The 11,970-nt window shown below is 58.5% G+C and carries 10 protein-coding genes and 1 pseudogene; 5 read left to right on the top strand and 6 right to left on the bottom strand.

The features are described 5' to 3' along the window. Positions 1–162: 162 nt before the first annotated feature. Positions 163–1,446 carry a cystathionine gamma-synthase family protein gene (locus BS627_RS10485; RefSeq protein WP_077983159.1) on the bottom strand — a complete coding sequence of 428 codons (1,284 nt, stop codon included), beginning with the start codon at positions 1,444–1,446 and terminating at the stop codon, positions 163–165. 123 nt (positions 1,447–1,569) lie between these two features. Between BS627_RS10485 and BS627_RS10490 the strand changes: the two genes are divergently transcribed. Next, positions 1,570–2,028 carry an Lrp/AsnC family transcriptional regulator gene (locus tag BS627_RS10490; protein ID WP_077983160.1) on the top strand — a complete coding sequence of 153 codons (459 nt, stop codon included), beginning with the start codon at positions 1,570–1,572 and terminating at the stop codon, positions 2,026–2,028. Positions 2,029–2,083: 55 nt separating this feature from the next. Here BS627_RS10490 and BS627_RS10495 read toward each other — a convergent pair whose 3' ends face one another. Then, on the bottom strand, positions 2,084–3,772 hold the full coding sequence (locus BS627_RS10495) for a dihydroxyacetone kinase family protein (protein WP_077983161.1): 1,689 nt from the start codon (positions 3,770–3,772) through the stop codon (positions 2,084–2,086). Between the two features lie 236 nt (positions 3,773–4,008). Between BS627_RS10495 and BS627_RS10505 the strand changes: the two genes are divergently transcribed. The 3 genes from BS627_RS10505 (at position 4,009) to BS627_RS10515 (ending at position 5,835) form a co-directional block, all read left to right on the top strand. Continuing rightward, a complete protein-coding gene (locus BS627_RS10505; RefSeq protein WP_077983163.1) occupies positions 4,009–4,371 on the top strand; it encodes a hypothetical protein in 363 nt (120 codons plus the stop codon). A 76-nt stretch (positions 4,372–4,447) separates the two neighbouring features. Beyond that, entirely contained in the window at positions 4,448–4,753 is a 306-nt protein-coding gene (locus tag BS627_RS10510; protein WP_077983164.1) for a hypothetical protein, read from the top strand. A 269-nt stretch (positions 4,754–5,022) separates the two neighbouring features. After that, positions 5,023–5,835 (top strand): alpha/beta fold hydrolase, encoded by an 813-nt coding sequence (locus BS627_RS10515; RefSeq protein ID WP_077983205.1) that lies wholly within the window; start codon positions 5,023–5,025, stop codon positions 5,833–5,835. Between the two features lie 80 nt (positions 5,836–5,915). Here BS627_RS10515 and BS627_RS10520 read toward each other — a convergent pair whose 3' ends face one another. Both BS627_RS10520 and BS627_RS10525 read right to left on the bottom strand, forming a co-directional pair. Then, complete coding sequence (locus BS627_RS10520) at positions 5,916–7,289, bottom strand: FAD-containing oxidoreductase (RefSeq protein ID WP_077983165.1); 1,374 nt, start codon at positions 7,287–7,289, stop codon at positions 5,916–5,918. Beyond that, a complete protein-coding gene (locus tag BS627_RS10525) occupies positions 7,286–7,648 on the bottom strand; it encodes a hypothetical protein (RefSeq protein ID WP_077983166.1) in 363 nt (120 codons plus the stop codon). Before BS627_RS10525 ends, BS627_RS10520 begins: the two co-directional genes overlap by 4 nt. Positions 7,649–8,734: 1,086 nt before the next feature. On the opposite strand from BS627_RS10525, the gene BS627_RS10530 reads away from it, so the two are divergent. Then, positions 8,735–10,348, top strand: a complete 1,614-nt coding sequence (locus tag BS627_RS10530; protein ID WP_077983167.1) for a BCCT family transporter — start codon at positions 8,735–8,737, stop codon at positions 10,346–10,348. Between the two features lie 84 nt (positions 10,349–10,432). Here the strand turns inward: BS627_RS10530 and BS627_RS24185 are convergent. Both BS627_RS24185 and BS627_RS10535 read right to left on the bottom strand, forming a co-directional pair. Beyond that, positions 10,433–10,598, bottom strand: a pseudogene (locus BS627_RS24185) (IS3 family transposase); the annotation flags it as partial. A gap of 14 nt (positions 10,599–10,612) precedes the next feature. Continuing rightward, entirely contained in the window at positions 10,613–11,938 is a 1,326-nt protein-coding gene (locus BS627_RS10535; RefSeq protein WP_077983168.1) for an aminotransferase-like domain-containing protein, read from the bottom strand. Positions 11,939–11,970 lie beyond the last annotated feature (32 nt).

Below are 11,970 nucleotides of genomic sequence, written 5' to 3' on the forward strand. Positions count from 1 at the left end.
CCATCTTGTGCTCTTTACTTCACAAAACTTAATGCCGCAAATGAGAGACATTGGAAAGCGACCCGCGCGACGCGACCATGAGTGACCTATTCAGGCCTGTTCCTGAAGAGCGGCTTTCAATCAAGTCCGGGGAGCGCCCGGCAATCGGCGCTCCCGTTTTCGTCAGGCCTGATCCAGGGCAAGGGTCAGGTCGGCGACAAGATCGTCGGGATGTTCGATGCCGATTGACAGCCGGATCGTGGAATCCAGCACACCGATGCGCTGGCGGATATCGGCAGGAACTCCCGAATGCGTCATCGTTGCGGGGTGAGATGCGAGAGACTCCGTGCCGCCGAGGCTGACCGCGAGTTTGAATATGTTGAGCGCATTGAGGAATTTGAAAGAGGCGGCCTGCCCGCCGGCGATGTCGAACGAGAAGGTCGATCCCGCGCCGGAGCATTGAGCGGCAAACACCTTGCCAGCGGCAGATGCCGGATCGCTGAACGGAAGGTAATGGATTTTCTCGACCTTGGGATGCGCATTCAGGAATTCCGCCACGACCCTGGCGTTGCTGTCCGCCCGCTCCATCCGGATTTGCAGCGTCTCAAGGGAACGTCCGAGCATCCAGCACGAGTGCGGATCGAGTTGCGTGCCGATTGCTCCACGCAACGCCTTCACCTGCTTCATGACATTCTTCCGACCGAGCGCCGCCCCGGCAATGAGATCGGAATGCCCGCCAACATACTTCGTCAACGAATAGAGCGAGATGTCCGCGCCATGCTCGATGGGCCGCTGGAACACCGGGCCGAGGAGCGTATTGTCGCAAGCGATGATCGGCCTGTGCCCCTGCCTCTCGCTGATCGCGTCGGCGACCCGGCTCATCATCGCGACATCGACAACGCTGTTTGTCGGATTGGCCGGCGTCTCGATGAGGATGACGGAGACCCTGCCTTTCGCCATCGCCTCTTCTGCGGCAGCCATCACCGAAGTCTCGCTGACGCCATCGGCAAAACCCACTGCCGAGACGCCGAAATTATGGAAGGTCTTGGCCAGCAGCGTCTCCGTACCGCCATAAAGCGGCTGGGAGTGGAGCACAGTATCACCGGGCCGGACGAAGGCGAAAAGCGTCGTCGAAATGGCGGACATGCCGGACGAAAAGAGCGCGCAGCTCTCCGTTCGCTCATAAACGGCAAGACGATCCTCGACAATCTCGCTGTTTGGATGGTTGAAGCGCGAATAGACGAGGCCCGCGCCCCTGCCTTCGGGCGGCTCCTTGCGGCCGGAGACGTAGTCGAAGAAGTCACGCCCGTCTTCCGCCGACTTGAAAACGAAGGTCGATGTCAGGAACACGGGAGGCTTTACGGCGCCCTCCGACAATTCCGGATCATAACCGTAATTGAGCATCTGGGTTTCAGGATGGAGGGCGTGGTTGCCGATGTGGGTTTTGGACGGATGCGGCGCGGTCATTTCCGATGATCCCTCAGCTGGTGTTGAACTACCTGCAGGTTACACGCAGTGAAACCAAAATACCTTGCATTCTGAAGCGTCGAGTTGTCTCATAAAGCAATATATTGCGGAGAATGGTCATTTATGTCGCAAAAAATTGCAGACCCGATCGACAGGCGGATACTCAGGGAATTGTCTGCCGATGCGCGGATCACGAACAACGAACTTGCCGAGCGGGTTGGACTGTCAGCATCGGCGTGCCTGCGGCGGCTTCGACGCCTGGAAGAGATAGGCGCCATCAAAGGGTACTCCGCGATCATTGATCCGGCAATCGAGGGATGGACGATGACCGCCCTTGCGTCCGTCCGCCTCAGCCGCCAGCACGATGACGAAATCCGGATGTTCGAGGCGGCCGTTCTTGACTGGGACGACGTTCTCGAATGTCATCTGGTCACGGGTCCGAGGGACTACATGCTCAAGGTCATGTGCGGTGGGCTGGAGGACTACGAGCGTTTCATCAAGGACAAGATTGCAAAGCTGAAATGCGTCGAGACCATCGAGACCAGCTTCGTCATGAACACGATTAAAACGCGGCGCATCTGAACGTCATGGCCACGGCGGCAATCCGCTTTCTCATCAAGCCTGCCCCCCATCGGCGCTAATCGTTCCCGATTGCTTCAAGCCAGATGCTGACGGCGACCGCTCCCGCATCGGGATGTCCCATAGCCCGCTCGCCAAGATAGCTCGCGCGCCCGAGCCGCGGCTTCATCGACGTCGTCGCCTCGGCGCCTGCGATACCTGCCGCCAAGGCGGATCGCCAGGCGTCGTCGGCCGACGCTCCGGCTGCGAGCTTATCCCGGAACGTTGCTGCCGCTGGGTGAAGCGCATCTATCATCGTACGGTCTCCCGGCTTCGCACCGCCGAGTTCTGAGACCGCGAGAACGGCCGCCACGAATGCTTCCGCCATCTGTTGGGCCGTCGGCTTTTCGATCCCGGCAAGATGGCGCGAAGCGCGCATCAGGCCCGTGGCGTAAAAGGGGCCCGAGCTTCCGCCGATTGCCTTCCGCATCGCATTTGCCATCTCCATCAAGCCGCCGGATATATCTGCGAAGCTCTGCCGTGGCAGCGCCAGTATTGCTTCGGCGCCGCGCACCATGCTTGTTCCAAGGTCACCGTCGCCCGTAACACTGTCCAGTTGCGTCAGTTTGGGCTCCGCAGCGATCAGTGCACCGGCGACCCGCTCCGCGGCGGAACGCAGTCGTTCACCGGCGACCGTGACGCTGCTTTGCGCGGTCACGCTCGTCTTGACGCCTGCCGAAGGCAAGACGCGGTTGCGGTTCACCACACCGCCGCGCGGCCATGCACCGGCGTCGGTTGGCGCATCCATGAGATTGAGCATTGCGTCGTCCACATGCATGACCGACAGGGAAAAGCCGGGCATATCGAGGGCGGAGAGGAAGGTGCCGGCCCATGCCCTTTCGACCACGACGCGCTTTGCCTCCAGACGTGTGACGGCGGATCGCGCCACGACCGCAAGTTCCATTGGCGGCGTCGATCCCAGTCCGTTGACCAGAAGCGCAACCCGGTCGCCGCTCTTCAGCCTGCCATCGGCTTCAATCGTTTCGAGCACCAGCTTCACGAGCTCGTCCGCCGGTGCGATGGGCATCCGCCGAACGCCCTGTTCTCCATGGATGCCGAGCCCGACTTCGATTTCAGCGTCGCCAAGGACGAAGCCCGGCCTGCCAACGGCAGGGAGCGTGCAGGAGCCCAGTGATATTCCCATGGAAGATAAGTTTCCAGCGGCTTCCCGGGCGACGCGGGCCACCTCTTGAAGGGAAAGTCCCTGCTCCGCGGCCGCGCCAGCGAGCTTGTGAACAAGCACTGTACCTGCAATACCCCGGCGGCGATCGTCGGGAACTGTATCCTTCAACGCAACGTCATCGGCAACGACCACGATCTCGACCGGAATTCCTTCAGCCCGCGCCAGCTCGGCCGCCAATCCGAAGTTCAGTCGATCACCCGTATAGTTCTTGACGATAACCAGAGCGCCGGCGGGTCCGGCCGCAGCCCTGATGCCGGCAAGAACCGCATCGGTGCTCGGCGAAGTGAAGACATCGCCTGCCACCGCAACGGTCAGCATACCCGCGCCGACATAACCCGCATGAGCTGGTTCATGGCCACTGCCGCCGCCCGACAGAACCGCCACCCTGCGCTTTTCCGGGTCCGGAAGGCCAGAGCGGATGACGACATTCTCATCCGCTAGCAGGACCGTCGCGGGGCTGAGGGCCACCACGCCCTCAAGCATGTCCCGCACAACGGTGGCTGGATCGTTGATGAGCTTCTTCATGCCTTTACTCCTCGATGCAGTTCGTCGACTGGCGGGGACGCGGACGTGCCCTCCCGAAGGTGAACAAGCACGATCTCCCGGTCAATTTCAAGTTCCGGGCATTGGAACTCGTAACATCGATTGAGGGTATGCGAGGCAAGCACAGGTGCATATCCGCCATTGCCTCTCGCGGCGGAGACGCTATCATGATGGCGCTGTAGGACGGTAAGCTTTGGGAGGAGCGATACGTGAGACGGATGTGGCCAGACGAATTCACCTTTCTGCTGGACGGTGCAGAAGAAGTTGACCTACATATTCCATCGGCGGCGCATGACGATGGTTCGCCCGGAAAAACAATATCCAGAAAGGCCTTGAAAGCCCGTATCAGCCAACAGGATTTTGAGAATATCTGGCATCTCGCAGAGGCCCGCTACCGGCTGGGCGGCAGGTTGTCAGGCAAAGCGATTACGCTGATCGCCAACAACCCCCATTACCAGAATTGGCACCCCGCCGACGGCGGCAGCATCGAAAGCGTCTCCGATAGCGGTCAGAAATACACGACACGCTATGTGATCGTGCACTTTCTTCTGGATGATGTCAGCGAAGCTGTCGAAGCCTGAAATCCAGAAAGGCGGCTCTTTTGTGCGGGCGCAGCCCGCAAGCCGTTGAGGGCCGAGCGTATTACGGGGGGAGACGATGGACAAGCCACACCCATGGCGACATATGGCGAGCGCGCCGAAAACCGGAGATCGGATCCTCATCACGATACGGTCGTCCGAACAAGGGCCGTCCCAGGTAGACCTCGCTTATTGGTCGAAGGGCGACCAGTACGGCTCAGAGGGCTGGCGCGCTTCAGACTCTTCGCCGGGGCGGATCATCGAATATTCGGAGTCGGAATTGAAGTGCTGGATGCCTATGCCTTCAGCCAATATCGATGGTCTTACGATGCCCGCTCCCTGGGAGGGCGAGGACGACCGGGAGCTTGATGGGTCTGGGATCTGAAAGTTCGGGTTCGATCAGTGCTTGCCCGAGCCAACGGTTCATTCCAGCCTCAATCCGCCGCGACTATCGAACGGTTGCCGAATGGGGACATGGCGTCGAAGGCCCGTCGATCTGGCTCCGCCAAAATGGGCGATGGCGCCGGCGGCTCAAGCGGACTGATCCTTATCCTAAAAATTATGAACTGGTGATTTTGTTCTCTCAAACTGATGCTTTCCCAAATCAAGGCAAGGGCGTCGCGTCACTTGGTTCGAGAGAGGATAGGATTTTTCATGCTGGAACTCCCGAATACGTCAACAATCGAAGGCAATGCTGTTCGGTGGGGGAAGATCGGCAGCGGTCCGCCGCTGGTTGCCGTTCACGGCACACCCTTTTCTTCTCAGGTCTGGCGTAAGATCATCCCGCATTTTGCCCATGATCGGACCATCTATTACTTCGACATGGTTGGCTATGGTCAGTCTGAGATGCGCGAAGGACAGGATGTTTCGCTCGGAATACAGAATAATGTTCTGGAGAACTTGTTTAAAGAATGGAATATTGAACGGCCAGAGATGCTGGCCCATGACTTTGGCGGGGCAACCGTCCTTCGTGCCTACTTTCTCAACGGGTTGCGCTATTCCGCCTTAACGATCTTCGATGCTGTCGCTTTTGCCCCATGGGGGTCCCCTTTTGTGCAGCATGTTCGTCAGCACGAAATGGCGTTTTCCGACATGCCAGCCTACATGCATCGTGCCGTGTTGCGCGCCTACCTACAATCCGCCGCGCGCAATCCATTGTCGGAAGAGGCGCTGAAAATATACAGCGCGCCTTGGACTGGTCCTGTCGGGCAGCCTGCATTTTACCGGCAAATCGCGCAAATGGACCAGCGTTTCACAGATGAAGTCGAAACTCTTTATACCCGAATGGACTGCCCGGTAAGCGTACTTTGGGGAAAGAATGACGAATGGATTCCCCATCACGTGGGCGAGCGTCTTGCGGCGTTGATTTCCGCTAAAGACTGTATTTCGCTACCCGAGACCGGCCACCTTGTTCAGGAAGATTGCCCGGAAGCAATTGTCGCCGCAGTCTTGAGGAGTTTCAGGTGACCGGAAAAGTACCGAACAAGGCCACTTTAACGGTATAATTTCGCAGAACAAAGGCCACCGAATAAGTCTTCAGCCCTCGGTCACATCGCTGAAATTGTTACCTTCAGGTCGTTAATCAGTGTCGGCACCAGTTCTCCGACAGTCGGATGGATAGGCACCGCCCAGCGGAGTTTTTCGGTCGTCGCCCCGAGGTTCATGGCGTCCAGCACCCCGTAGATCGCTTCGTCACCCCCGACCCCCAGAAAGGCGGCGCCGAGCACCCGGTCGGTGTCAGCGTCGGCGACGAGCTTCATGAGGCCGAGTATTTCACCTTTCTCGACGGCTCGACCGACACGGCTCATAGGTCGGGTCGAGACCTTGACCCGGTGGCCGGCCTCCTTCGCCTGGCGCTCCGTCATGCCCACGCGCCCGAGAGGCGGATCAATGTAGAGGCCATAACCGAGAATGCGATCGGACAATTTGCGATCGCCGCCGTCGAGGAGGTTCGCGGCGGCGATCTCGAAATCATTGTAGGAGGTATGCGTGAAGGCGCCTCGTCCGTTGCAATCGCCAAGCGCCCAGATACCTTCGACATTCGTCTGAAGTCGCTCATCCACCTGAATGAATCCATGACGATCAGTCTCTACGCCCGCGAGATCGAGGCCGAGATCGTCGGTATTCGGCTGGCGCCCGAGGGCGACCAATACATGGCTGCCCCGGACTTCGCCTTGATCGGACCGCACGACGACGTCTGAGCCGTCCATGGCGACTGACAACAGTTTCTGGCTGAGAAGAACGTTGACGCCGTCCCTGGTGAGGATATCCGCAATGGCTTCCGAGATATCTCTGTCCTCCCGGGGCGCAAGGTGCGGTCCGCGCTCGACGACAGTGACCGCCGCGCCGAAGCGCCGATACATCTGGGCAAATTCCAGTCCGATATAACTGCCGCCGAGGACAACCAGGTGTCTTGGCAATTCCGCGAGTTCGATCATCGAAGTGCTTGTGAGATACGGCACGTCGGTCAACCCCTGCACATCGGGGATGTGTGGTCGCGCGCCCACGTTGATGAAAATCTGCGGCGCCGTGTAGCGTGTACCGTTCACATAAACGTCCTTCGCACCGGCGAATTTGGCCTGGCCATAAACCACATCCATCGTTTCGAGGCTATCGAACCAGGCCGCCAGGCCGCTTCTCGCATCGAGGGTCACCTTCCTGGCGCGGGCCGCCACGGCCGACATATCCATCGTCGGCTCACCAGGAATAGTGACCCCGAATTCGGATGCACGCCGCGCCATCTGGGCGGTCTTGGCACAGGCGACCAAGGCCTTGGTCGGCATGCACCCGGCGTTAACGCAGGTTCCGCCGAGATACTTCCGTTCGATCAGGACCACCTTGCGGCCCATCGCCGCCATACGAGCGGCGAGAAACGGCCCGGCCTGTCCGGCCCCGATGAAGATTGCGTCGTACTCTCTCATGACACGGCCACCACGACGAGAAGCGCGAACGCTATGATAACGGTGTCTTCGACCAGCGCCACGGGGAGCTCAAGCCCGAAACGTTTAGCGAGCCAGAAGCGACTGATCGCGCCGCCCAAGGTTTCGGTGACAGCGCCGATGACGCCCGTGAAATGCCTCGGAGCCACCATTCCTGCAGTTGCGGCGGTCATCGGGCGGCCGATAGAACCCGTCACGGCCCGGAGCAATTCAGTGAAGAAAAGAGTGTTCGGGAAGATATCGAACCACCCAAGATACCTGCCCCAGGCGATTGTGAAGGGAGTGGCCCTGGTGGGCGGGTCGACGGCGATTCTTGAGGGAACTGGGAAAAGAACGAGCATTCAAGTTCCTCTGAAAGTTTAGTAAATCAAGAACGTGCCGCTCGCATGCTCGGCAGACACATGGTGACAACCCCGCGGCGGCCAGCAACGTGCGAGGGCGCTATTTCAAGGGAAAGCGTGCCTCCATCCCGAATCCTCCACACTGTCTCAGTACTGGTTCAGTGGTCAGGCTCGTCAGGATACCACGTTCCATCCACGACGGCGATTGCAACATTTCGCGCGCTGCCGCCCAAAAGGGCGACATAATTTTATCAAAGCAGAGATATTTTTTTGCCCGCCTCCCTGCGCTTGATCGAACAGGCTTCCTTGGGCCTGACATTTCCAGTCAAGTCCCGCCGCGTTGTTTCCGGCGTCTAGCCGCGATCACCTGATCTATAAGGGCGCTCCCGGCGCGACCCCGCAAGAAGGATCTGCCGGGCTCTGACCGGAGAATGGAATTTTTCCGGTTAAAGCCGCAACGGTTGCGCGTTGTACCGGCAAAATCGGAGAATAACCGTTCACGAACGTTTCGCATTCCGGCATATGGTAAAGGAGAAACGGGGAACCGAGCGAAACATATATGGTCGGAAGATAGTCCCACAATCTTTCCATCGATGCGGGAAACGGCCCGTGCAAATCTGCCCACCGCGGACCAAGGTGTTCCCTGGCGGACATCTCTTCTTCAGCGAGAACATAGACGCCAACGTCATATAGCGCCGCTTCTATTTTCTCGCCAGGCCGCAGAATTGTCACATCAAACCCCGCCTCTCGAAGAAGCTGGTCAAACTGAAGTTGTGCGATCGGACCGGAAGGGGTCGTTCGCAGCAGGGCACACGACCAGGCAGACACGCTTTTAAGCAACCGGTCGGCTGTTTCGCGTTCCGCAATTACGGTTCGGGGTGGAACATGAAAGATATGGAGGTCGCATATAGACCAAATCTGGTCGATGCATGATCCATGCCGCGTCTTCCTGTCAGCAATACTGCATTATGCGGGCAAGATGTTCCAAACTTTCAAAGAAGCTACGGGGATTTTCTCCGTCCTGATTTGCTGCCGTCCGCAGCGCGTGTCACCCAGACGGAAAACTCGTTATCATTGGAGAACACTATGAGCGACAGCGGCATTCCCGTTCCCGAAGGTCCAACCGAACTGATCGATACAACTTACATGGTTGGACAAGACAACATCACACCCCGGATCGGGCCGTTCGGCCTCGACGTGCATAACCCTGTTTTCCTGATCTCGGGTCTGACCATCGTTGGCTTCGTCCTGCTGACGCTCGCTCTCCAGCAGTATGTGGGACCGCTCTTCTCCGCCCTGCGCGACTGGCTGACAGCGACCTTCGACTGGTTCTTCCTGGCTGCCGGCAATGTTTTCCTGCTTCTTTGTCTTTTCTTGATCGTCTCGCCCTACGGCAGGGTCCGCATCGGCGGGCGCGATGCTTCGCCGGATTATTCCTATTCCGGCTGGTTTGCGATGCTCTTTGCTGCCGGTATGGGGATCGGCCTGATGTTCTATGGCGTCTCCGAGCCAATATCACATTATTCCTCCGCCGTCGCGGGGAATGCCGGAAGTCCCGAGAGTTGGGCGCCACTCGGAGGCGCGGCAGGGGACACGGCGACCGCCCGGCATATCGGCATGGCCGCGACGATCTTCCATTGGGCCCTCCATCCTTGGGCGATCTATGCGGTGGTCGCGTTGGCGTTGGCGCTGTTTTGCTACAATAAGGGCCTACCGCTCACAATACGCTCGATCTTCTATCCGATTTTCGGCGAGCGTGTCTGGGGTTGGGTGGGCCACATGATTGATGTGCTCGCTGTCTTCGCCACGCTTTTTGGCCTTGCCACCTCCCTTGGTTTCGGCGCGGAACAGGCAAATGCCGGCCTGAATCACCTGTTTGGGATGCCGGTCAACGACATCTCGAAGGTCGTCCTGATCGGTGTTATCACCGCTGTGGCCCTCACCTCGGTAGTGGCTGGGCTCGATGCCGGCGTCAAACGCCTTTCGGAGATCAACATGATCCTGGCCGCGCTGCTCCTGGCCTTTGTCGTGGCAGTCGGTCCGACGCTGGCCATTTTTACGGGCTTCTTCACCAACCTCTACGAATACATCCGCTACCTGCCCGAACTGTCGAATCCCTTCGGTCGGACCGACGACAATTTCCGCCAGGGCTGGACCGCTTTTTATTGGGCTTGGTGGATCTCCTGGTCGCCCTTTGTCGGCATGTTCATTGCACGCATCTCGCGCGGGCGGACGGTACGCGAGTTCCTCATCTGCGTGCTCATCATTCCCTCGCTGGTATCGGTCTTCTGGATGACGGCGTTCGGTGGGACGGCGATCAGTCAGATCGTGAACGATGGTTACCAGGCCGTGGTCGATGCTCCGCTGGAGCTTAAATTGTTCGCCATGCTGGAAGCCATGCCCCTGCGGGCTGTCACAAGCTTCATCGGCATCGTACTGGTCATCGTATTCTTCGTAACCTCGTCTGATTCCGGCTCGCTCGTCATCGACACCATCACCGCCGGCGGCAAGGTGGACGCACCGGTTCCCCAACGGGTCTTCTGGGCGACATTTGAGGGCCTCGTCGCCATTGCCCTTCTGCTTGGTGGTGGACTGGGAGCACTTCAGGCAATGGCCGTATCGACAGGCTTCCCATTCACCATCGTCCTCTTGCTCGCCTGCTTCGCCATCCTGAAAGGACTAGCAAACGAACCGCGCTAAAGATTTGGAGATCGAGTACGCCGAGCATTGCTCTGCAAGAATTCACGAGCTTCGTGACCTGCTGCCGGTTTTTCGGACACGAAATCAAGCTAATCCCACCTTGTTTTCAAATTCCATCGGGCTGAGATAGCCCGGTGTCGAGTGGCGACGTTTCGGATTGTAGAGCGCTCGATGTAATCGAACACGTCTGCCTTTGCATCTTCTCTGGTCCGCTAGACAGCATTCGTACCGTTTTCTCTGTTTTCAGTGAACAAGACGCTCTCTTTATCTCTGGTGCGCGAGCGCGATGGACTCGGCAACCTGCCCATGTCCGGAATCCAGCTTGCTGGTAGCAACTCGGATATGGGAACTTGGCAGGATGGAGAACTTGTTGCCTGGCACGACCGCAATATTTCGTGCCGCAAGCGTTACCAGAGCGAAAGATTCCGATTCCACCGGCACCCAAAGGCAAAGGCCGCTGCCGGGCATGGTGGTAACGCCACGCTCAAGCAGTTCGCGCGCCAACGCATCGCGTCGTTTCTGATAAATGGCGCGTGCGTTCGCGACGATTTCGGAGGTTTCCTTGTCTCGGATGAGCCAGGCCACCGCAGCCTGTAAGACGCGGCTTGTCCAACCGGCGCTGAACGCTCGGTAAGATTGGATCTGTTCGACAATGGCTTTTGATCCTGAGAGAACCGCAAGCCGCAGATCAGGCCCTAATGTCTTCGAAAAAGACACAATACGCACCGTTCTGTCTGGAAAGCGCGAGCCGAGCGACACCGGCTGTGCAGCCGAGATATCAGCAATACCATCATCTTCGATAATCAAAGTGTCGCTATCTGCCAGAACATCGGCCAGCGCCTGCATTCGCTCTGGGGTAACGGTCTGTCCCGTTACCGAATGCAAGCGCGGCTGAAAAAGAAACGCAGCGGGCCGCTCCGTCATCGCCTGTTTCAGCGCAGTGGGCATAGGGCCTTCTTCATCGGACAGCACGGGAACGATTTTCACGCCCAGATCCTCGAGGATATCGAGAAGACGCATAGCGGTCGGGTGTTCGACTGCAACCACCGAGCCCGGACGCACGAGCGCGCGGATGGTGGTGTAAACGCCATTATATCCACCATTGATGGCAAGAAAGGCTTCGGCGGCATAGGGCCAGTCGTCAGCAAGCGCATCTTTCAACTCAGGCACGATGCGGCTGCGCTCGTAGCTGTTCAGATCACTGACAGACGTTGCATGCACCATGGCCTTTGCAAGCGGCGGCAGCAATGTCCGATCAGGAACTGCCATGGAAAGATCGAGAACATTCGCGCCATAATGGCCGGCACTCGCCAACCGCTCCGGCTTTGCGACGAAGCGTTCCGCGCAGACCCAGGTTCCGTTACGCCCGCGACCGCTGACGATCTTCTGCTGGCGCAATTCGCTCCAAGCCTCGGAGATCGTAGCCGGACTAACCCCAAGCTCATAAGCCAGATCGCGAATGGCGGGCAACCGCGTTCCCACCGGCAGCAATCCGGCTCTTACGAGCGCACTCGTTTCCAGCGCAATGCCACGAATGGTTTTGTTGGTTATTTTTTCAGCAAGCCAGCGGGCTTTCACAATCTCGCTCAATTTTTTCTCACTTTAAATGTTCAATAACGTAA

Source organism: Agrobacterium salinitolerans, from assembly GCF_002008225.1.
Taxonomy (GTDB): domain Bacteria; phylum Pseudomonadota; class Alphaproteobacteria; order Rhizobiales; family Rhizobiaceae; genus Agrobacterium; species Agrobacterium salinitolerans.

Bases quoted from the DNA above. Each gene is read 5' to 3' on its own strand.
- BS627_RS10520 (WP_077983165.1), bottom strand. From the start codon at position 7,289: ATGAGAGAGTACGACGCAATCTTCATCGGGGCCGGACAGGCCGGGCCG.
- BS627_RS10490 (WP_077983160.1), top strand. From the start codon at position 1,570: ATGTCGCAAAAAATTGCAGACCCGATCGACAGGCGGATACTCAGGGAA.
- BS627_RS10510 (WP_077983164.1), top strand. From the start codon at position 4,448: ATGGACAAGCCACACCCATGGCGACATATGGCGAGCGCGCCGAAAACC.
- BS627_RS10485 (WP_077983159.1), bottom strand. From the start codon at position 1,446: ATGACCGCGCCGCATCCGTCCAAAACCCACATCGGCAACCACGCCCTC.
- BS627_RS10495 (WP_077983161.1), bottom strand. From the start codon at position 3,772: ATGAAGAAGCTCATCAACGATCCAGCCACCGTTGTGCGGGACATGCTT.
- BS627_RS10505 (WP_077983163.1), top strand. From the start codon at position 4,009: ATGTGGCCAGACGAATTCACCTTTCTGCTGGACGGTGCAGAAGAAGTT.
- BS627_RS10530 (WP_077983167.1), top strand. From the start codon at position 8,735: ATGAGCGACAGCGGCATTCCCGTTCCCGAAGGTCCAACCGAACTGATC.
- BS627_RS10525 (WP_077983166.1), bottom strand. From the start codon at position 7,648: ATGCTCGTTCTTTTCCCAGTTCCCTCAAGAATCGCCGTCGACCCGCCC.
- BS627_RS10515 (WP_077983205.1), top strand. From the start codon at position 5,023: ATGCTGGAACTCCCGAATACGTCAACAATCGAAGGCAATGCTGTTCGG.